Source organism: Kitasatospora sp. NPDC059747 (assembly GCF_042732955.1).
Classification (GTDB): domain Bacteria; phylum Actinomycetota; class Actinomycetes; order Streptomycetales; family Streptomycetaceae; genus Kitasatospora.
Genome location: NZ_JBHWGV010000001.1, coordinates 118,706 through 139,267, shown reverse-complemented (window position 1 = coordinate 139,267; position 20,562 = coordinate 118,706). Strand labels below are relative to the sequence as shown.

General features: G+C 73.8%; 14 protein-coding genes, 2 tRNA genes and 1 pseudogene. 8 read left to right on the top strand and 9 right to left on the bottom strand.

The annotated features are described in order from the left end of the window. Nucleotides 1-54 precede the first annotated feature (54 nt). Nucleotides 55-3,366 carry a S41 family peptidase gene (locus ACFV4G_RS00665; RefSeq protein WP_380435217.1) on the top strand — a complete coding sequence of 1,104 codons (3,312 nt, stop codon included), beginning with the start codon at nucleotides 55-57 and terminating at the stop codon, nucleotides 3,364-3,366. 15 nt (nucleotides 3,367-3,381) lie between these two features. On the opposite strand, the gene ACFV4G_RS00660 is transcribed toward ACFV4G_RS00665, so the two are convergent. Continuing rightward, entirely contained in the window at nucleotides 3,382-3,606 is a 225-nt protein-coding gene (locus ACFV4G_RS00660; RefSeq protein ID WP_380435216.1) for a hypothetical protein, read from the bottom strand. Nucleotides 3,607-3,767: 161 nt separating this feature from the next. Here ACFV4G_RS00660 and ACFV4G_RS00655 point away from each other — a divergent pair, with 161 nt between their 5' ends. Further along, nucleotides 3,768-4,559 (top strand): phosphoribosyl-dephospho-CoA transferase MdcG domain-containing protein, encoded by a 792-nt coding sequence (locus tag ACFV4G_RS00655; protein WP_380435215.1) that lies wholly within the window; start codon nucleotides 3,768-3,770, stop codon nucleotides 4,557-4,559. On the opposite strand, the gene ACFV4G_RS00650 is transcribed toward ACFV4G_RS00655, so the two are convergent. From ACFV4G_RS00650 to snpA (ACFV4G_RS00635), 4 genes are all read right to left on the bottom strand, one after another. Then, on the bottom strand, nucleotides 4,549-6,630 hold the full coding sequence (locus ACFV4G_RS00650; protein WP_380435214.1) for a phosphocholine-specific phospholipase C: 2,082 nt from the start codon (nucleotides 6,628-6,630) through the stop codon (nucleotides 4,549-4,551). The genes ACFV4G_RS00655 and ACFV4G_RS00650 overlap by 11 nt on opposite strands. A gap of 209 nt (nucleotides 6,631-6,839) precedes the next feature. Then, a complete protein-coding gene (locus ACFV4G_RS00645) occupies nucleotides 6,840-7,517 on the bottom strand; it encodes a pentapeptide repeat-containing protein (RefSeq protein WP_380435213.1) in 678 nt (225 codons plus the stop codon). A 122-nt stretch (nucleotides 7,518-7,639) separates the two neighbouring features. After that, entirely contained in the window at nucleotides 7,640-8,353 is a 714-nt protein-coding gene (gene snpA, locus ACFV4G_RS00640) for a snapalysin (RefSeq protein ID WP_380435212.1), read from the bottom strand. A 319-nt stretch (nucleotides 8,354-8,672) separates the two neighbouring features. After that, nucleotides 8,673-9,317: a snapalysin gene (gene snpA / locus ACFV4G_RS00635; protein WP_380435211.1), complete on the bottom strand. Its 645-nt coding sequence runs from the start codon at nucleotides 9,315-9,317 to the stop codon at nucleotides 8,673-8,675. A 159-nt stretch (nucleotides 9,318-9,476) separates the two neighbouring features. Here snpA (ACFV4G_RS00635) and ACFV4G_RS00630 point away from each other — a divergent pair. Further along, nucleotides 9,477-10,460 (top strand): annotated as a pseudogene (locus ACFV4G_RS00630) (LysR family transcriptional regulator); the annotation flags it as partial. Between the two features lie 104 nt (nucleotides 10,461-10,564). Here the strand turns inward: ACFV4G_RS00630 and ACFV4G_RS00625 are convergent. Both ACFV4G_RS00625 and ACFV4G_RS00620 read right to left on the bottom strand, forming a co-directional pair. Further along, nucleotides 10,565-11,755 carry a low temperature requirement protein A gene (locus ACFV4G_RS00625; protein ID WP_380435210.1) on the bottom strand — a complete coding sequence of 397 codons (1,191 nt, stop codon included), beginning with the start codon at nucleotides 11,753-11,755 and terminating at the stop codon, nucleotides 10,565-10,567. A gap of 462 nt (nucleotides 11,756-12,217) precedes the next feature. Continuing rightward, entirely contained in the window at nucleotides 12,218-13,921 is a 1,704-nt protein-coding gene (locus ACFV4G_RS00620; protein ID WP_380435209.1) for an ABC transporter family substrate-binding protein, read from the bottom strand. Between the two features lie 332 nt (nucleotides 13,922-14,253). On the opposite strand from ACFV4G_RS00620, the gene ACFV4G_RS00615 reads away from it, so the two are divergent. From ACFV4G_RS00615 to ACFV4G_RS00600, 4 genes are all read left to right on the top strand, one after another. Further along, on the top strand, nucleotides 14,254-15,234 hold the full coding sequence (locus tag ACFV4G_RS00615) for an ABC transporter permease (RefSeq protein WP_380435208.1): 981 nt from the start codon (nucleotides 14,254-14,256) through the stop codon (nucleotides 15,232-15,234). Nucleotides 15,235-15,249: 15 nt separating this feature from the next. Then, on the top strand, nucleotides 15,250-16,185 hold the full coding sequence (locus ACFV4G_RS00610) for an ABC transporter permease (protein WP_380435207.1): 936 nt from the start codon (nucleotides 15,250-15,252) through the stop codon (nucleotides 16,183-16,185). Further along, nucleotides 16,182-18,257 carry a dipeptide ABC transporter ATP-binding protein gene (locus ACFV4G_RS00605; protein ID WP_380435206.1) on the top strand — a complete coding sequence of 692 codons (2,076 nt, stop codon included), beginning with the start codon at nucleotides 16,182-16,184 and terminating at the stop codon, nucleotides 18,255-18,257. The genes ACFV4G_RS00610 and ACFV4G_RS00605 overlap by 4 nt, the downstream gene beginning before the upstream one ends. Before the next feature lie 90 nt (nucleotides 18,258-18,347). Next, a tRNA-Lys gene (locus ACFV4G_RS00600) sits at nucleotides 18,348-18,421 on the top strand. 87 nt (nucleotides 18,422-18,508) lie between these two features. On the opposite strand, the gene ACFV4G_RS00595 is transcribed toward ACFV4G_RS00600, so the two are convergent. Beyond that, nucleotides 18,509-19,390 carry an alpha/beta fold hydrolase gene (locus ACFV4G_RS00595; RefSeq protein WP_380435205.1) on the bottom strand — a complete coding sequence of 294 codons (882 nt, stop codon included), beginning with the start codon at nucleotides 19,388-19,390 and terminating at the stop codon, nucleotides 18,509-18,511. Further along, complete coding sequence (locus ACFV4G_RS00590) at nucleotides 19,387-20,274, bottom strand: DUF998 domain-containing protein (RefSeq protein WP_380435204.1); 888 nt, start codon at nucleotides 20,272-20,274, stop codon at nucleotides 19,387-19,389. The genes ACFV4G_RS00595 and ACFV4G_RS00590 overlap by 4 nt, the downstream gene beginning before the upstream one ends. A gap of 124 nt (nucleotides 20,275-20,398) precedes the next feature. On the opposite strand from ACFV4G_RS00590, the gene ACFV4G_RS00585 reads away from it, so the two are divergent. Further along, nucleotides 20,399-20,472 (top strand) — tRNA-Lys (locus ACFV4G_RS00585). Nucleotides 20,473-20,562 lie beyond the last annotated feature (90 nt).

The following is a 20,562-nucleotide window of genomic DNA, read 5'->3' as shown; positions in this document are numbered from 1 at the left end:
CCTGGCACCCAAGTTGGACTAGACCACTGAAGTGGATGCGGCGGGGAGGTGTCAATGGTCCAGACCGGTCGGGGCCCGCCCCCGCGGCCCGCCCCGGTTGCCGGGCGTGACACCCCGTCGAAGGATGGAGGGGTGACCTCGCCCGGCTACCTCCGCTACCCCCACCTGCACGGGGACCTGCTCGCCTTCACCGCGGAGGACGACGTCTGGATCGCCCGGCTCACCGGCGGCGCCACCACCGACCGGGCCTGGCGGGTCACCTGCGACCGCACCCGGGTCAGCCACCCCCGCTTCTCCCCCGACGGCGCCACCCTCGCCTGGACCAGCTGGCTCGGCCTCACCCCCGAGGTGTGGACCGCCCCCACCGCCGGTGGCGAGGCGCAGCGGCTCAGCCACTGGGGCAGCCAGGACACCCGGGTGCGCGGCTGGCTGCCGGACGGCGAGGTGCTCGCCGTCACCTCCTTCCACGAGCCCTTCGGCCACTACACCTGGGCGCACGCGCTGCCCCCGGACGGCTCCCCCGGCCGCCGGATGCCCTGGGGCCCGGTCGGCGACGCCCAGATGAGCCGCGACCGCACCGTCCTGCTCACCGGCGCCGCCCCGCACGAGCCCGCCGCGTGGAAGCGCTACCGCGGCGGCGCCACCGGCCGGCTCTGGGTGGACGGCGAGCAGGTGCTCCCCGGCCACCGCGGCCACCTCGCCTCACCGATGACCGTCGGCGAGCCCCCCGACGACCGGATCGCCTTCCTCTCCGACCACGAGGGCATCGGCAACGTCTACTCCTGCCGGCCCGACGGCACCGACCTGCGCCGCCACACCGACCACGCCTCCTACTACGCCCGCGAGGCCGCCACCGACGGCACCCGGATCGTCTACCAGCACGCGGGCGACCTCTGGCTGCTGGACGGCCTGGACGCCCCCGCGCCGCACCGGCTGCACGTCCCGCTCGGCGGCGCGCGGGCCGGGCGCCGCCCCTACCAGGTCGGTGCCGCGAGCCAGGTCAAGGACCTCGCCTGCGACCAGACCGGCCGGACCGGGGTGATCACGGTGCGCGGCAGCCAGTACTGGCTCACCCACAAGGACGGCCCGGCCCGCGCGCTCGCCGACACCCCGGGGGTGCGCACCCGGCTGCCGGTCATGCTCGGGCACACCGGCGAGGCCGCCTGGATCACCGACGCCGAGGGCGCGGACGCCGTCGAGGTGATGCCGCTGCCCGGACACGACGGCCCCCTCGAACACACCAGCGGGGAGCGGCACCGCCACCGGGTGCTCGCCGCCGGACGGCTCGGCCGCGTCCTGGAGCTCACCGCCTCCCCCGACGGCACCCGGCTGGCCGCCGCCACCTCGGACGGGCGACTGCTGCTCGTCACCGCCGCCGACGGCGAGGTCCGCGAGGTCGCCGCCTCCGCCCACGGGCCCGTCTCCAGCGCCCGGTTCTCCCCCGACTCGCACTGGATCGCCTGGTCCCAGCCCGCCGCCGGGCGGTCGCTGCGCCGCATCCGGCTCACCCGCGCCGACGCGCCCGCCCCGATCACCGACGTCACCGACGGGAGGTTCGAGGACGAGCAGCCGGTGTTCACCCGGGACGGCCGCTACCTGGCCTTCCTGTCCTGGCGCGGCTTCGACCCCGTCCACGACGTCCACACCGGCGACCTCTCCTTCCCGCTCGGCTGCCGCCCCTACCTCGTCCCGCTCACCGCCGACACCCCGTCCCCGTTCGCCGCACCGGCCGAGGACGGCGGCCCGCGCGGGGACGGCGGCGGCGACGGCACCGTCCGGGTCGACCCGCAGGGCATCGGCGAGCGGCTGCTGCAGTTCCCGGTGATCGCCTCCAAGTACTCGGCCACCGACGCCGTCCGCGGCGGCCTGGTCTGGCTGCGCTGGCCGATCTCCGGCACCCTCGGACAGACCTTCACCAGCCCGGACGACACCTCCGGCCGCCCCTCGCTGGAGCACTTCGACCTCGCCCGCGGCACCCGCTCCACCCTGGTCGACAAGCTCGACGGGTACGCGGTGTCCGGCGACGGCGGCTCGATCGCGGTCTACTCGGCCGGGACCCTGCGGATCGTCCCGGTCGGCGCCCCCTCCGCCGGCACCCCGGTGGACCTGCGCCGGATCAACCACACCGTGCACCCCGCCGCCGAGTGGCGCCAGGCCTACCACGAGGCCGCCCGGATCGTCCGGGACCAGTTCTGGGACGACCGGATGTCCGGCCTCGACTGGCCCGCCCTGGTCGCCCAGTACGAGCCGCTGCTCGACCGGATCGCCGGGCCGGACGACTTCGCCGACCTGCTGCGCGAACTCCTCGGCGAACTCGGCACCTCGCACGCCTACGTCACCCCGTCCCGCCGCGGCGAGGGCCCCTCGCTCGCCCAGCAGCCGCTCGGCCTGCTCGGCGCCAACGCCCACCGCTCCCCCGACGGCCGCTGGCTGGTCGACCGGGTGCTGCCCGGCGAGTCCTCCGACCCGCGCGCCCGCGCCCCGCTCGCCGCCCAGGGCGTGCGCGACGGCGACGAACTGCTGGAGATCGGCGGGCGCCCGGTCGACCCGGTGCGCGGCCCGCTCCCGCTGCTCGCCGGCACCGGCGGCACCACCGTCGAGATCGGCCTGCGCAGCGACCCCGGCTCCCCCGTGCGGCGGATCACGGTGACCCCGCTGACCGACGAACGGCCGCTGCGCTACCAGGACTGGGTGGTCAAACGCCGCGCCCTGGTACGGGAGTTCAGCGACGGGCGGTGCGGCTACCTGCACATCCCCGACCTCGGCGGCTCCGGCTGGGCGCAGTTCAACCGCGACCTGCGCCGCGAGCTCGACAAGCCCGCCCTCGTCCTCGACGTCCGCGGCAACGCCGGCGGCAACGTCTCCGAGCTCGTCCTGGAGAAGCTCACCCGGCGCGTCCTCGCCTGGGACTTCACCCGCGACCGCCAGCCCGTCCGCTGGCCGCGCAACGCCCCGCGCGGACCGGTGGTCGCCCTCGCCGACGAGGCCACCAGTTCGGACGGCGACGTGATCATCGCGGCGATCGAACTGCTCGGCCTCGGACCGGTGGTGGGCACCCGCACCTGGGGCGGGGTGGTCGGGATGACCGGGCGGCACACCCTCGGCGACGGCACCCAGATCTCGGTGCCGAAGAACGCGTCCTGGTTCACCGGCGGACTCGGCTGGTCCGTGGAGAACCACGGCGTCGAACCCGACGTGCACGTGCTGCGGGGCCCGCGCGACTGGGCCGGCGGGCGGCACCCGGAACTGCACACGGCCGTCCAACTGGCGCTGGAGCTGCTGGAGGACGCCCCCGCCGCCGCGCCCCCGCCGGACGACACCCCCCGGCCGGACCTGCGGCGCCCGCCGCTGCCGCCGAGGGGCTAGGGAGTGTCCTTCGGATCAGTCCCAGGGGTCGCCCTCGGCCGTCATGTTCTCGGCGGCCCGCCGGTCGGCCTCGGCCTGGTCCTGGACCTGCTGCCGCTGCGACTCGCGCATCTCGCGCGTCCGCTCGATGTCGTCGCTGTACGCGTCGGCCGCCTCGTCGTGGGCGAGCGCGGCCCGTTCGGTGGCGTCCGGCCCGGCGGCCTCGTGCCCCCTGTGGAAGATCCTGTCCAAGATGCCCATGACTCCTCCTCCGGACGGATACCGGGCTGTCCCCCACTCTCACACCACGACCGGACGGGCGCACGTCGGGCCTCGACGCGGCGTGCGTTGAGTCTTTGGTCCCGGTCGAACGCATCGAAGGGCCGTAGCGGGCCGGTCCCGGCCGGGCGGACGGTGGGGGTGTGAGGAACGCCATCGACGAACAGCACGGCGGCCCGCGCCGCCTGGTCGGGCCGCTCGCCGCGCTGGACGGGCGGCTGCCCGGCCCGCACGACCTGCTGCTCATGCAGTGCCCCGGCTCGCTGCGCCCGCTCGGCGGCGGCGAACTCCCGGACTGGGCACGGGCGGTGCTCCGCGCGCACCCGTGGGTGACGGTCGCCAGGGCGCCCGCCGTGGTCGGCTCCCCGGTGGACACCCCGCACCCGGTGCGCTACACCGGGGACGTCACGGCGCCCGAGCACTGGATCCCGGTGACGGTGCGCGGCCCGCGCCGCGGCCAGCTGCTGCACGCGCTCGCGCCCTGGGCGGCGGTGGCCCGCACCTTCCGTCCCGAGCAGCTCCCGGCCCGGCGGGCCCTGCTGGCGCCGGGCCGGGTCGCGCAGGTCCCGGGGCTCGCCCTGCTGCCGGCGGTCGGCGAGCTGGCGGCGGACCACCGGCTGGCCTGGGGCCCGATCGGCGCCGTCGGCTACGAGCTGGGCACCGGCGTGCCGGTGACCGGACCGCTCAGCCCGCTGCGGCTGGTGCTGCGCGCCCCGCAGCCGGTCAGCCGGCGGGACGCGCTGCAGCTGCGGCGCGCGCTGAGCAAGCTGCGCGTGCCCGTGCAGGCCGAGCTGGAGACCCGGCACGGCTCGGTGCTGCTGGCCGAGTACGCGGCGGCGCCGCTCACGCTCACCCTGCTGACGCCGGAGGGGCCCCGGGAGGTCCACGATCCGTGGTTCCCCCGGGGCCCCTCCGGCGGGGCGGTCAGCCGCTGACGCTGGGGGCGCCGGTCTCCAGGTGGCCGGTGAACCGCTGCGACCAGCTGCTGTCGGCGTCCACCGTGACGGTGAAGTCGTACCAGCCGTTGTTGTAGGCCACCGCGTTGAAGAAGTCGCTGGTGCTGCCGCCGGCCGGCACCCGGTACGTCCAGGGGCCGTCCGTGCGGTAGTTGTTCGACGCGATGGTGAAGGTGAGGGCCGTGCTGCCGGTGTTGGCCAGCGCGAAGTAGAGGGCCAGCTTGCCGGTGCCCGGCTCGACCGCGTACGAGGCGGTGACGGCCGCGTTCTTGCCCGCCTTGGTGGCGTCGCCCTTGAAGCGGCGCAGGAAGCGGTTGGGGCCGACCACCGTGAGGTCGTACGGGCCGTTGCCGAAGCCGGTGCCGCAGTTGAAGAAGTCGCTGGTGCCGGCGCCCGGGTCGACGGTGTACTGCCACGGGCCGCCGCTGCGGTAGGCGTTGACGTAGGCCGAGAAGTGGGCCGACTTGGTGGCGGTGCCCCCGTTGGCCATCCTGATCCAGACCTTCATGACCCCGCCGGAGCCGAACTCCAGGTGGTCCAGGTTGGCGTTGGGCTGGTAGGGCAGCGCGCGGGCCGGGCGGGTGCCGGACTCCTGGACGGGCAGCTGGTTGTTGACCGGCGCCGGGTTGGACAGCGGGCCGCAGGCGGCGAGGCCGATGGTCTGCGAGGTGTCGGGCAGCGCCGGGAGGCCGTAGACCGGGTTGGCGAAGTCGAACGCGCTGGTCAGGTCACCGCACACGCGCCGGCGCCAGTCGCTGATGTTCGGGCAGGTGGCGGGCGCGCCGATGGCGGCCGTCCAGGTCTCCAGGAAGCGCAGCACCGAGGTGTGGTCGAAGGTCTCGGAGTTGACCCAGCCGCCGCGGGTCCAGGGCGAGACCGCGATCATCGGGACGCGGAAGCCGAGGCCGATGTTGGTGCCGCTGTAGAACTCGCCCGGGGTGCCGGCCGGGGCGGCCGGCGGCGGGACGTGGTCGAAGAAGCCGTCGTTCTCGTCGTAGTTGATGAACAGGACGCTGGAGTCGAAGACGTTCGGGTCGGCGTTGAGCGCGTCGATCACGTTGTGGACGAAGTGCGCGCCGTCGGCCGGGGTGGCGTACGGGTGCTCGGAGGAGGCCTGGTCGGGGACGATCCAGGAGACCTGCGGGAGGGTGCCGGCCAGCACGTCGGCCTTGATCGCGGCGACGATGTCGTCCGGGGTGCTGCCGGTGACGGCGGGCACGGACGCCATGCCCTTGACGGCCAGGGCGCTGCCGGCCGGGGCGCCCGCGAACTGGCTGAAGTAGGCGAGGGCGTTGTCACCGTAGTTGTCGGCGGCGTTCTGGTAGACCTTCCAGCTCACGCCGGCGGCCTCCAGGGCCTCGGCGTAGGTCTGCCACCGCAGGCCCTTCTCGTCACCGCCGTCGTAGGCGGGGCCGCCCGCGGTGCCGGCCGGGTCGATCTGGCCGGACCAGTGGTAGGTGCGGTTGGGGCCGGTCGCGCTGAGCACCGAGCAGTGGTACGCGTCGCAGATGGTCCAGTTCTCGGCCAGCGCGTAGTGGAACGGGATGTCCTGGCGGGTGAGGAAGCCGAGGGTGCGGACGTTGCCCTTGGCCGCGACCCAGGAGTCCATCCTGCCGTTGTTCCAGGCCTTGTGCTGGTCGCTCCAGCCGTGGGCGAGGTCGCCGTTGCACTGGGCGAGGCGCTCGGGGTCGGCGCCGCCGGCCGGCTTGGTGAGGCTGAACTGCCAGGGGTACTGGCGGCCGGTGCCGTTCGGCTGGTTGAACACGCTGTAGCCGCCGGCGATCTGGATCGCGCTGCGGTCGGCGAAACCGCGCACGCCCTTCATCATGCCGAAGTAGTGGTCGAAGCTGCGGTTCTCCTGCATGAGGATCACCACGTGCTGCACGTCCGCGATGGTGCCGGTCTGCGACAGCGCCGCGGTGTTCACGGCGGCGGGCGCCGCGCCCGCGGCGGTCGGGGCCGCCCCCGCGCCCCCGGCACCGGTCATGGCCAGGCCCGCGGCGGCGGCTCCGGACAGCGTCACGAACTTCCTACGACTCAGCTCGGCCATCAGCCCAGCCCGTCCCTTCACTACCGATGTTGTGTGCACAAGTCGGGGCTCATCGATCGCGGAGCAGTCTCCACCGGCGCCGAACCGGCCCACCAGATGCGGGCGGGAGGGTTGGTGGACTGTTCGTCCGGCCGTCATCGAGCGACCACCGGCTGAACGGGGGACGGAAACTCCGAGGATGTGAAGGGGAGGGGACCGGCCGGCGGGCCTCAGCGGTCCTGGACGGTGATGCCCAGGGCGTGGGCGAACTGCGGCGCCAGTTCCAGGAGTTGGTGCGAGTTGATGATCGCGCCACGCAGCCCCAGGTGGCCGTCCGGGAGGCCGAGGCGGGCGGCGCCGCGCAGGTCCGTCCTGGTCAGCGCGGCCCCGCGCAGGTGGACCTCCTCCAGTGTCGAACCGGGGAACGACACCTGGGTGAGCTTCGCGTCGGCGAAGTCCACGTCGCGCAGCAGGCAGTCCTCGAAGACGACGTCCCGCAGGACGGCCGCCCGCAGGTTGACCGCCTCCAGCTTGCAGCCACGGAACACCACCCGGCGCACGGCCGAGCCGTGCGCGGCGATCCCGGCCAGCACGCCGCCGACGAAGGCGCTGTCCTGCCACTCGCCGTCGCTCAGGTCGCAGGCCACCCAGCGGCCGGACTGCACCCACACGTCGGTGAAGCGGGCCTGGCGCAGCTTGACGCCGCTGAAGGCGACGCCGGTGAGCGCGCACTCCAGGAACGTCGCCCCGGCGGCCGCCTGGTCGGTGTACTCGCCGCCGTCGAAGTGCACGGTGTCGTAGCGCTCGTCGGCGCGCAGCGGCCCGGTGTGCGGGCGGAGCAGGTCGGCGAAGCGCAGGTCGGCGAGGCGGTCGGGGAAGTCGGGCACGTTGGGGGCGGTGTTCGGCACGGGGGCGGCACCTCGCGGGGTCGGGCGGACGGGGTCTCGCCCGCATGCTCGCACGCGCCACCGACAGAACCGGGGGTGCCCGGCCGCGGCCCACGGCGGCCGGGCGGTTCCGGGGGGGTCGGTCAGCCGCGCGCCCAGAGGGAGTTGACCCGGCTGCGCTCGGTGCCGTTCGGGTAGGGGTTGGTGCAGGACGTGCCGGGCCCGCCGCCGGACATCAGCTCGCTGCACGGCCCCGAGTAGTGGTCGGGCAGGCCGAGCACGTGCCCGGTCTCGTGGGCCGTCACCCGCAGCGAGTTGTACTGCCGGTTCTGCTGGTAGTCGAGGAAGACGTACCCGCGCCCGTGGCCATCGGTGCTGGCGTACGAGCCGCGGGAATCGTTGCCCTCGTAGTAGCGGAAGTCGGCGGCCGAGCCGGCGCGCAGCTGGACGTTGCCCACCGAGCCGTTCCAGATCTGCGCGGCCTGGGATATCTGGGTGCGGAACGACGGGGCGCCGCTGGCGTCGTAGGTGACGACGACGGTCGCGAGGTTCGGGTTGGCGGCCTGCTTGGCCTTGGCGGAGGCCATGACGGCCTGGAAGAACGCCTGGTTGTCGGGGGGCGGGGGGGGGGCGCCCCGCGCCGCCCGCCCGCGCGCCGCGCGCCGGCGGCCGGGTACCCCCCCGTGGTGGCGGCCCGCGTCGGCGGCCGAACCGGCGTACGCCGAGCCGGCGGACGCGGAGGCGGTGTAGCCGGAGGCCGCCCGGGCGGCGGGCGCGGCGACGGCCGTCCCCGGCAGGGCGGCGAGACCCGCGGCGAGTGCCAGGCCGAGGGCGGCGGACAGCACGGATCGAGGCATGACGGATCGAGACATGTGGGGGCTCCGATTCCTGCGGTGCGTGGCCGGTGGGGGCCGGCCGTGGGGGGCACCTGGTGAACGGGTGATGTCCACCGAGCTTCGGGCAGCGCGGCGGCGGGGCGGATGATGTCAACCCGCGATAGCCCTGTCCAATACCCCTGGTTTTCCCAGCCTTTGAATCTGCTTTGGCTTGACTTGACTCTTTCTCACCCCTGGCATTCCGCTGCCCGGGCGATTAGGCTCCGCCCCGGGGAAGCAACCGAGCGGCGGGCCGCCCGATTCCGGCCGGACGGCCCGCCGCACCCCGATCGGGCCCCGGCTACTCCGCGCCGTTGGCCCACAGCTCGTCGACCTGGCCGCGCTCGTTGCCGTCCGGGTAGGGGTTGGTGCAGGACGGGCCGGGTCCGCCGCCGGACATCAGCTCGCTGCACGGCCCCGAGTAGTGGTCGGGCAGGCCGAGCACGTGCCCGGTCTCGTGCGCGGTGACGCGCAGGGAGTTGTACTGCTGGTTCTGCTGGTAGTCGAGGAAGACGTACCCGTGGCCGTGGCCGTCGGTGCTGGCGTACGAGCCGCGCGAATCGTTGCCCTCGTAGTAGGAGAAGTCGCCCTGACCGCCGCTCTCCTGGAGCTGGACGTTGCGCACCGACCCGTTCCAGATCTGCGCGGCCTGGGATATCTGGCTGGTGAAGGACGGTGCGTTGCCGGTGTCGTAGGTGACGGTGACGGTCAGCAGCCACGGGTTGGCGGCCTGCTTGGCCTTGGCGGAGGCCATGACGGCCTGGAAGAACGCCTGGTTGTCGGCGGCTTCGGCGGCCGAACCGGCGTACGCCGAGCCGGCCGCGGGCGTGTAGCCCGCGACGCTCGCGGCCGGTGCGGCGGGTGCGGCGACGGCCGTCCCGGGCAGGGCGGCGAGACCCGCGGCGAGCGCGACGCCGAGGGCGGCGGACAGCACGGATCGGGACATGACGGATCGAGACATGTGGGGGCTCCGGATCGCGAAACGCCCGGCCACCGGTGCCGGTTGGGGGCCGGCGGCGGCGGGCGGAATGTGGGGGTGCCCCGGGCCTGCCGGCCGGGGGCTGGAATCGCTGCCCCAGATTCCCCCCGGGCACGGCCGTCGCGGATGATGTCAACCGGCGATAACGCCGGTCAATACCGGTGGGCCTCCGCCGTGTTGATTCGTGTCATGTCCTTGGCGACAAGGGTCGTCGGCGTCTATGCTCCCGACGTGGAGCTCGACGTGAGACACCTCAGGGTGCTGTGCGCGATAGCCGACACCGGCAGCCTCCGCAAGGCGGCGCTCCGGCTCGGCATGACCCAGCCCTCCCTCACCACCCAGCTGCACCGGATCGAACGGGCCATCGGCGGCACCCTGTTCACCCGCGAGCAGACCGGCAGCCGGCCCACCGCGCTCGGCCACTCCGTGCTGTCCCGGGCCCGGCCGGTGATCACCGAGATGGCGGCGCTGGTCGCCGCCGCGCGCCAGGAGGCCCGGGAGTCGGCCGGCCCCGGCAGCCGGCGGCGGCTGCGGATCGGAAGCGTCGGCAGCCGGGCGGTGGCGGCCTGGCTGCGCCGCGTCCACGAGCGGCTGCCGGACACCGACACCACCATCCACGTGGACATCTCCGCCAGCGCCCTGCTGCGGATGGTCGCCGCCGACCAGCTCGACGTCGCCTTCGTGTACGAGAGCGAGGGCTTCCCGCTGCGCGTGCCCCCGGACGCCGAGCACCGGGTCCTGATGGCCCGCGAGCCGCAGTTCGTCGCGCTCGCCGCCGGCCACCCGGCCGCCGCCCGCCCGGTCGTCCACCTCGCCGACCTCGCCGAGGACACCTGGATGGTGGACCCGACCGCCGACCACGAGTACGCGGCGATGCGCCGGGTGTTCAGCGAGGCCGGCCTCAACCCCCGGGTGGTGCAGGTCCGGGACAACACCACCGCCGCCGACCTGGTCGCCTCCGGCGAGGCCGTCCGCCCCTGCCAGCCGACGTCCCTGCCCGGCCCCGGGACGGTCGTGCGCCCGGTCCACGGCGATCCGCTCGCCGTCCGCCTGCTGCTCACCTGGCGGCCGCGCGCGCTCGCCCCGACCGCCCTGGAGGCGCTGTACGGCGAACTGCGGGCCGCCTACCTGGACCTCGCCAAGGTCAACCCGGCCTACCTGGCCTGGCTCGCCCGGCACGAGCCGATGCTGCTCGGACTGCGCCCGGAGGCCGCTCACGCCTCCCTGGCGTGCATCGCGACCCCGACGGCCACCATCGCCGCGCACACCAGGCCGGCCGCCAGGACCCCGGAGCCGCCGAGCGCCGTGCAGGCCAGCACCAGCACCGCGCCGGCGGGCGCCAGCGCCTGCGCGGCACCAGTCTTGGTGTGCCGCGAGTGCAGCAGCCAGACGGTGAACAGGTAGACGGCGGTCGGCACGGTGACCGTCCCGGTGGCCGCCGTCGCGGAGATCTCCGCCTTGTGCACGGCCGACTCCACCGCGACCTCCAGCCCGGTGCCGATCGCCGCCGCGGCCGCGAACACCACGTAGTGGCCGTAGCCCCACGCGAACGCCTGCCGGTTGGAGCGCAGGTGCTCGTGCACCGGGCGGGCGAAGTAGATCCACCAGGCCGAGAAGCAGATCAGCAGCCCGCCGATCGCCACCGGCACCAGCCGCCCCAGCCCCTCGTGCTCGTCCACCCCCGACTGCACCGCGACCGTCGCCGCCGCGACCGTCTCGCCGAGCACGATCAGGGTGAACAGCCCGTACCGCTCGGCGATGTGGTGCGGGTGCCAGGTGGTCTGCATCCGCAGCTCGGCCCAGACCGGCACGGCCAGCTCGGCCAGCACCCCGATCGGGATGACGAACGGCCGGGCGCCGTGCGGCAGGAGCAGCACCACCACCCACCCGACCTGGCACAGCGTGATCCCCAGCGCGTACCGCAGGGCCACCCCGCGCGCCGGGCCCTCCTCGCTGGCGGCGGCGCGCAGCCACTGGGTGACCATCGCCAGGCGCATCACCACGTAGCCGGTCACCGAGAGGACCATGTCCTGCGCCTCGAAGAGCCTCGGCACGCCGGCCGCGAGGATCAGCACCCCGGCGATCTGCACCAGCGTGGTGACCCGGTACGGCACGTCGTCGCAGTCGTACGCGGAGGCGAACCAGGTGAAGTTCATCCAGGCCCACCAGATCGCGAAGAACGCGAGCACGAAGCCCCGCAGGCCCTCGCCGTAGTGCCCGGCGGCGAGGGAGTGGGCGAGCTCGCGCCCGGCCTGGCCGACCGCGACGACGAAGCAGAGGTCGAAGAACAGCTCCAGCGGCGTGGCGACCCGGTGCCGCTCGTTCCGGTCGCGCGGGACCATCCGGCGCACCGGGGGCGGGTCGGCGGGGTGCGGGTGGGGCACTGCGGCGGAATCGCTGGTCATCGCGCTGCTCCGGGACGGGGACGGACGGCTGGGCTGTCCCGCGCATCCTGGCAGCGGGGCGGGCCCGGCGCACGCACCGGCGCGGACCGGCGGACGCCGGACCCGCCCCTTCCGTCCCTTTTCCTTCGTTCCTTTCCCCTTGCCGTCAGCCCCAGTTGACGCTCCGGTGCGCGAACCGGGTGACAGCACGACGGGTTTCCGGGCGCGCCCGCGCCGTACCGCCCGAGCCGCCGGACCGCCCGCTACATTCGTCCCCGGTTGGAAAGCGAGCGCGGGCCCTGCGGGGCCCCACGACACGGGCGGCCTGCGGGCAACGCGGAAGGTCAAGGCCGGTGGCAGGACAACGGGGGCGGCAAGGCCGTCCCACCCGTGTCCGCACCACCGGCCTCGTGATCACCGCGCTGCTCGCCAGCGCCTGTCCCGCCGCCGTGCCCGCGGCGACCGCCGCGTCGGGGGCAGCGGCTACTTCTCCCAGCCGATCTTGGTGTAGTCGGTCGAGGCCAGGCCGAACGCGCCGTAGTTGGCCAGGCCCTTGCGCGCCGCGACCACCTCGGGCCGCTGGTACAGCTCGACGGTGTGGCCGAGCTCCCAGATCTTGGCGTCCGCCTGGTTGTAGTACTTCGCGGCCTCCACCGGGTCGACCGTCCCGGCCGCCTTCTTCAGCAGCTCGTCGATCTCGGGGGTGCCGAGCTTCGAGTAGTTGCCGAAGACGTTGTCCCCCTCCGGCAGGCGGAAGTTGGTCAGGCTCTGGGAGAGCGGGAACGAGTCGGTGTTGCGCCAGCTGGCGAGGTCGAACTTGCCCACGTTGATGTACTTGGTGAAGAAGTCGTTCTTCGCCACCTTGTCCAGGTCGACCTTCACCCCGGCCTGCAGCCACATCGCCGCGGCCGCGGTGTACAGGTCGATCTGGGCCTGCGGGCTGGAGTCGTTGAACACGAAGTGCAGTTCGAGCGACTGGCCGTCCTTGGTACGCGGCTGACCGCTGCCCGCCTCCTTCCAGCCGGCGTCGTCCAGCAGCTTCTTCGCGGCGGGCAGGTCGAACTTCGCCCACTCGCCCGAGTTGTCCTGGTAGCCGGCCTGGTTGGGCATGAAGATGTGGTTGCCGAGCGGCTTGAACTGCACCGGCACGCCATTGTTGGCGATCTTGATCAGCGAGTCGCGGTCGAGCGCCTTGCCGAGCGCCTGACGCACCTTCTGGTCGGTCAGCGCGCCGCCCCCGCCGAAGGAGATGTGCACCTCGTCCCACGGGCTGGAGGTGCGGATCACCGTGTCCTTGTTGTCCTTGAGCTGGCCGTAGGCGGTCGCGGTGCCGGCCGTCGCGAAGTCGATCTCGTTGTTGAGGAACGACTGGGTGGTCGCCGCCTGGGACATCACCCGGAAGGTGACCTTGTCCAGCTTGGGCTTGGCGCCCCACCACGCAGGGTCCGGGACGAGGCTGATCGTCTGGGCCGTCTTGTCGGCGACGCCGAGCTTCAGCGCGCCGGCGGTGATCGGGATCTTCTCGATCCAGGCCTTGTTGAAGTCGTCGGCGGTGGCGATCCCGGCGGCCGGGATCAGCGGCCGGAAGAGGTTCTGCCAGTCCGCGTACGGCGTCGAGAAGGTGACCTTGACCTCGGACGGGTCGGCGCCCTGCTCGACGCCGGAGATCAGCTCGTAGCCGGAGGAGTCGGCGATGTTGTAGCCGTCCTTCTTGCCGTTGCTGGCCTCCCAGTCGGCCTTGAAGTCCAGGTAGCTCAGTGCCTTGCCGTCCGACCACTTGGCCTTCGGGTTGAGCTTGTAGGTGATCACCTGCGGCGAGGCCGAGGTGACCTTGGCGTCCACCAGGTAGTCCGGGTTCGCGTGGAAGGTGCCCTCCGCGTCCGTGGAGAAGAGGGACGGCTCCAGGGCCCGCATGATGTCGACGGCGTCGCCGTAGCGGCCGTCCACCTGGAACGGGTTCCACTGGGTGATCCACTGGTACAGCGGGAAGCGCACCTCCCCGCCGTCCTTCAGCTGGTCCGGCGACTTGGGGTTGATGTCGTTGGAGCCCTGGCTCGGCGGCTCGCTCTTGGCCACGTTGTCGGCGGAGCCCCCACCGCCCGAGGTGCACGCGGTCACCGCCAGGGCGACGGCTATCGCGGGGGCGGTGGCCCGGCCGAAGCGGCGGGCCGTGGTGGCAGCGTCCATGGGGGTCCCCCTGGAGGGTTCGTCGGGAATACGGGACAGGAGATGTGCCGCGCGAGGTGTGGCGGGGCTTGAGTGTGGGCAGCCAAGTCGGCACCGAGCCAGCAGAACGTAACAGCCGTTCAGTTCCACGACCAGAGGCAGGAGTTCACGTCTGATCCAAAAGTCACACGCGGCAACACGCGTGCAACACGGCGGCCGTACGCCGCTGGAACACTCTGACCTGCTGCTTCCCGACAGCCCGTGACACGGCCCGCACCCGGGCCACCGACCGAAGGCCACCACCCGATGCCCACCAGACGCGTCGGCCCCACCCCCACCCAGGGCGGCCGCTGATGCTCCGCTACCTCGCGAAGCGGCTGAGCTACTACGCCGTCCTGCTCGTCGCCGCCGTGTTCCTGGCCTACGCGATATCCGCGGCCGCCCTCCAGCCGCGCACCTACTTCGAGGCCAAGGTCCCCCGTCCGTCCGCCGAATCGGTCGAGCACCAGCTCACCGCCCTCAACCTGAACGACCGCACCCCGGTGGTCGTGCGCTTCGGCCACTGGGCCGACGGCCTGGTCCACGGCGACCTCGGCCGGACCATCCACGACACCCCGGTGACGGACGACTTCGGCCGGCGGATCTGGGTCTCGCTGCGGCTGCTGCTGATCGGCAGCCTGCTCGGCATGGTGCTCGGCGTCGCGGTCGGCGCCTGGAGCGCCGTGCGGCAGTACCGGATATCCGACCGGCTGCTGACCCTGCTCTCCTTCGTCCTCCTCTCCACCCCGGTCTTCCTGGTCGCCCTCTTCCTCAAGAACGGCGCCATCGCCGCCAAGGACGCGGCCGGCCACGAGGTCGTCCCGTTCACCGGCTACGAGACCCCCGGGCTCGCCGGCGGCCTCGGCGCCCACCTCTCCGACTGGGCGCTCCACCTCCTGCTGCCGACCATGTCGCTCGCGCTGTACGGCCTCGCCACCTACAGCCGCTACCAGCGCGGCATCATGCTCGACGTGCTCGGCTCGGACTACCTGCGCACCGCCGAGGCCAAGGGCCTCACCCGCGGCCGGGCCCTGCTCAAGCACGGGCTGCGCACCGCCGTGATCCCGATGTCGACGATGTTCGCCTACAGCTTCCTCGGCATCTTCACCGGCGCGGTGTTCACCGAGACGATCTTCGGCTGGCACGGCATGGGCGAGTGGCTGATCCAGGCGATCAACGAACAGGACGTCAACTCCGTCGTCGCGGTCAACCTGTTCACCGCCCTCGTCGTCCTCGCCTCCGGCTTCCTCGCCGACACCCTGCACGCCGCCCTCGACCCGCGCGTGCGGTCCTGACCGGAGGTGACCCAGATGACCACCGTCGCCGCAGAACCGGCCGGACCCGCCGCCCCGGCCCCCGCGCCCCGCGGCACCGGCCGCGCCCGGCTCGTCCTCACCCGGCTGCTCGCCGCCCGCGGAGCGCTCGCCGGGGCCGTCCTCGTCCTCCTGCTGTTCGCACTCGCCTTCGGCGGGCCGTACCTGACGCAGTGGGACTACGCCGCACCCGACTTCGGCGCCCTGCACCAACCGCCCTCCGCCCAGCACTGGTTCGGCACCAACGGAATCGGGCAGGACGTCTTCGCCCAGTCCGTCCGCGGCCTGCAGAAGTCGCTGGTCATCGGTCTGCTGGTGGCGCTCTTCTCCACCGTGCTCGCCTCGCTGGTCGGCGCGTGCGCCGGCTACTTCGGCGGCTGGGCCGACCGCTGCCTGATGTTCGTCGTGGACCTGCTGCTGGTCTTCCCCAGCTTCCTGATCATCACGATCGTCTCGCCCCGGCTGAAGAGCACCGGCTGGATCGCCTTCGTCCTGCTGCTCGCCCTGTTCAACTGGATGATCACCGCCCGGGTGGTCCGGTCCATGACGCTCTCCCTGCGCGAGCGCGAATTCGTCCGCGCCGCACGCTTCATGGGCGTCCGGCCGCTGCGGATCATCCTGCGGCACGTCCTGCCGAACGTCGCGTCCTTCCTCATCATCGACGCCACCATCGCCGTCGGCGGCGCCGTCATGAGCGAGACCGCCCTCTCCTACTTCGGCTTCGGCGTCAAACCGCCGGACGTCTCGCTCGGCACCCTGCTCGCGGCCGGCACCAGCGAAGCGCCGGTGTTCCCCTGGCTGTTCTACTTCCCCGCCGCGCTGCTGGTGCTGTTCGTCCTCGCCGTCAACCTCATCGGCGACGGGCTGCGCGACGCCCTCGACCCCACCGCCGCGGGCGCGCCCCGCCGCCGCGCCCGTAGGAAGAAGCCGTGACCACCGCCGTGACCAGCACCCCCGGCACCGCCGTCGAAACCCCCCTGCTCGCCGTCCGCGACCTGCGCGTCGACTTCGCCGGCCCGCAGGGCCCGGTCCCGGCCGTGCGCGGGGTGGACCTCACCCTGCGGCGCGGCGAAACCCTCGGCATCGTCGGCGAGTCCGGCTCCGGGAAGTCCGTCACCGCGCTGTCCGTCCTCGGGCTGCTGCCCGGCACCGCCCGGGTCCGGGGCTCGGTGCGGTTGGACGGGCGGGAGCTGGTCGGGCTGCCCGGCCGGGAGCTCGCCTCGATCCGCGGCCGGCGGGTCGCGATGGTCTTCCAGGACCCGCTCTCCGCCTTCACCCCGGTCTACCGGATCGGCGACCAGATCGCCGAGGCGATCCGCGTCCACCAGAAGACCGACAAGGCCGCCGCCCGCCGCCGCGCCGCCGAACTCCTCGACCTCGTCGGCATCCCGGCCCCCGACCGCGCGCTCGACAGCTTCCCGCACGAGTTCTCCGGCGGCATGCGCCAGCGCGCGATGATCGCCATGGCCGTCGCCAACGACCCCGACATCCTGCTCGCCGACGAGCCCACCACCGCCCTGGACGTCACCATCCAGGCCCAGGTGCTCGACGTCCTGCGCACCGCCCAGCGGGAGACCGGCGCCGCGCTGGTGCTGGTCAGCCACGACCTCGGGGTGATCGCCGGGACGGCCGACCGGGTCGCGGTGATGTACGCGGGCCGGGTGGTCGAAACGGCCGGTGTGGACGAGCTGTTCGCGGCCCCGCGCCACCCGTACACGCTCGGCCTGATCGGCGCGGTGCCCCGGCTCGACGGCCGCGGCGGGCCGCTCGTCCCGATCCCCGGTAGCCCGGCGCCACTGGCCGACCTGCCGCCCGGCTGCCCGTTCGCCGCGCGCTGCCCGCTCGCCGAACCGCGCTGCTCGACGGCCGAGCCGGAACTGCTCGGCGGGGACGGCCACCTGGCGGCGTGCGTGCGCTCGGCGGAGCTGGCCGAGCAGCGGCCCGCGCCGGCCGACGTGTACCCCGTGCCGGAGGTGCCCGCCCCCGCCGTGACCGGGGCACGCGACACCCGGCCGCAGGTACTGGCGGTCAGCGGGCTCGGAAAAACGTTTCCGCTCCTCAAGGGCACGGTGTTCAAGCGCCGCGTCGGCGAGGTCTACGCCGTGGACGGCGTCGACCTCGACCTCCGCGAGGGCGAGACCCTCGGCCTGGTCGGCGAATCCGGCTCCGGCAAGTCCACGACGCTCTTCGAGCTGCTCGACCTCGCCGCCCCCGAGACCGGCCGCATCGAGCTCCTCGGACAGGACACGTCCCGGCTCACCCGCGCCGAGGCCCACCGGCTCCGGTCGCAGCTGCAGATCGTCTTCCAGGACCCGATGGCCAGCCTCGACCCCCGGATGCCGGTCGGCGACATCATCGCCGAGCCCCTGCGCGCCCAGCGCGCCGCGCGCGACGAGATCGCCGGGCGGGTGCCCGAACTGCTGCGCCAGGTCGGCCTCGAGCCGGAGCACGCCGGCCGCTACCCGCACCAGTTCTCCGGCGGGCAGCGCCAGCGGATCTCCATCGCGCGCGCCCTGGCCGTCCGCCCCAGGCTGCTCGTCCTGGACGAGCCGGTCTCCGCGCTCGACGTCTCCATCCAGGCCGGGATCCTCAACCTGCTGCAGTCGCTCAAGGCCGACCTGGGCCTGTCCTACCTGTTCGTCTCGCACGACCTCTCGGTCATCCGGCACCTCGCCGACCGGGTCAGCGTGATGTACCTCGGACGGACGGTCGAGCAGGGCGACGTCGCCGCCGTCTTCGACCGCCCCCGCCACCCGTACACCCGCGCGCTGCTCTCCGCCGTCCCGCTGCCCGACCCGGCCGCCGAACGCGCCCGGGACCGGATCCTCCTCGCGGGCGATCCGCCCTCCCCCACCCAGCGACACGCCGGCTGCCCCTTCCGCACCCGCTGCCCGGTCTACGCCCGCCTCACGGAGCCCGGGGCACGGACCCGCTGCGAGGAGGAGAAGCCCGCGCTCGCGGGGGACGGGCACCAGGCGGCCTGCCACTTCCCGGACGCCACCTGAAGGCCCGCACGAGAATCTCACGTAACGTGATCGGCCGAATACGATTCGGCGGATCGCCCCGGTCCCGTGTAATGTCTTCCGGGTCAGCAAGCGCCGCTAGCTCAGTTGGTTAGAGCAGCTGACTCTTAATCAGCGGGTCCGGGGTTCGAGTCCCTGGCGGCGCACAGACAGCCGGAAGGCCCTTCGCGAGAGCGAGGGGCCTTCCGGCGTTTGCGGCTCCTGCCGCCGGCCGTCCGCGGGCCGTCCGCGGGTCAGTGCGTGTCGAGGATCGCCGAGGCCACCGCGTCCGGACGGTCGAACATCACCAGGTGCCCGGCCGGGGCCGTGGTGCGGAAGTCCGCGCCGAGCAGGGCGGCGAGCTCCCGCTGCTCGGCGAGCCAAGCCTCCGTCCGCCGGGAGCGCAGTCCGTCGTCGGCGGCGAGCACGGTGACCGGCAGGCCCTCGGGCAGGGCCCGGGTGCGGCGCAGCCCGTCGAGCTCGGCGGCGACGTCGAGGTAGCGGGCGTTCTCCCGGAGCAGCGCGCGCAGCGCGCGGCCGGTGCGGTAGCAGTGCCGGACGAGGTCCGGCGGGGCCAGGTCCTCGCGGCGGACGGTGGTGAGCCGGGCGGTCAGCCGCCGGGCGGCCGGGCCGAACAGGTACGGCACGGCGAGGGCAGTGGCGGCGCCGGCGGCGCCCCGCACGGCGAGGTCGCGCAGCCCGGGGGCGGGCAGCGGCCGGGGCGCCGGTTCGACACTGCCGTCGACGAGGACCAGCCCGGCCGCCCGCTCGGGGTGCAGCCGGGCGAAGGCCTCGACGTGGAAGCCGGCCAGCGAGTGCCCGGCGAGCGTGCACGGCTCGCGCAGCCCGAGGGCGTCCAGCACGGCCCGGATGCGCCCGGCCTCGCCGGCCGCCGTCGGGGCGGGCCGGCCGGTGGCGGGCTCGGGGGCGCTCAGACCGTAGCCGGGCCGGTCGAAGCGGACGACGGTGCGGTAGGGGGCGAGGAACGGGACGACGAGGTCCCAGTCGAACCAGCTGCTGCCGAGACCGCCGGTGAGCACGCAGACCGGGCCCTCGCCCTCGGTGCGGACGTGCAGCGGCACGCCGTCGATGCGCAGGAACGCCGCCCGGACGGGCGCGAGGCCGGCCGCCGTCATACCGGCTCCCGGCCCGCCCGGTCCCGGGTGGGCGCGGCCCGGTCGTGCGCCCGCCGGTCGTCGGCCTCCCCACGGAACAGGCTCCACGCGAGGACGCCCAGCCAGAGCGCGACCAGCAGCACCTGGAGCCGCTGGCCGGCCCCGAGCGCCCAGGTGCCGCGTCCGGCCTGGAAGGCGCCGATCGCGGCGAGGCTCCAGGTGGTCGCGAGCAGTTCGGCGCCGAGCAGCCAGGGCCCGTACCGGCGCACCGGGGGCCACCATCCGTAGCGGCGCGCGGCCACGGTGAGCGCGACGAGCCCGGCGAGCGCGCCGATCATGGCGAGGCTGCTGGTGACGGCGTGCGCGGTGTGGGTGGCGGGCACGAGCCCGGCCGTCTCGCGGGCGGCACACTCCTCGTCGCTCGTGGGGGTGCAGCTGAGCGGCAGCCGGGAGTCGGCGGCGGTCGCCGCGCCGAACAGGGCCAGGGCCGACCAGCCCGCCAGTGCCCAGCGGTGGCGGGGCTGCGGGGCGCCGGTTCGGCGGGAGGCGCCGGTTCGGTGAGCGGTACCGACGGGCTCGGCGCCGGCTCGGCGGGCGGTGCCGGTTCGGTGAGCGGTACCGACGGGCTCGGCGCCGGTTCGGCGGGCGGTGTCGACCTGCCCGGTGCCGACGAGCGCGGTGCCGGCCGCCGCGAGGACGGCCAGACCGGCGACCAGGTCGGTGGCCCGGAAGAGCCCGCCCAGTGGCTGGTCCGCGGCGGCGAGTTCGCTGATGTACGCCTGGACCGGGTCGAGCCCGGTGCTCAGGACGACCTCCAGCACCCAGGCGGTGTACGCCACCGCGCTGATCAGCAGCAGGACGGCGACGGCTCCGCGGGCGCGCGGACGTCCGGTGGGGCTGGGCACGTTTCCACCCTAACCGCGCCAAAACTCCACCCCAACCGGGAGGAAACGGGCATCGCCGATCCGGTGCGGCCGGACGCGGTTCGAGGCACCCCTCGGAACCGTGTATTGTTTTCCAGGTCAGCAGGCGCCGCTAGCTCAGTTGGTTAGAGCAGCTGACTCTTAATCAGCGGGTCCGGGGTTCGAGTCCCTGGCGGCGCACAGACAGTGGGGAGTCCCTCGCATCAGCGAGGGGCTCCCCAACTTTTTTGCCCATGGCGTCCGTTTTGCGTGCGTTTTGGATGTGATGTC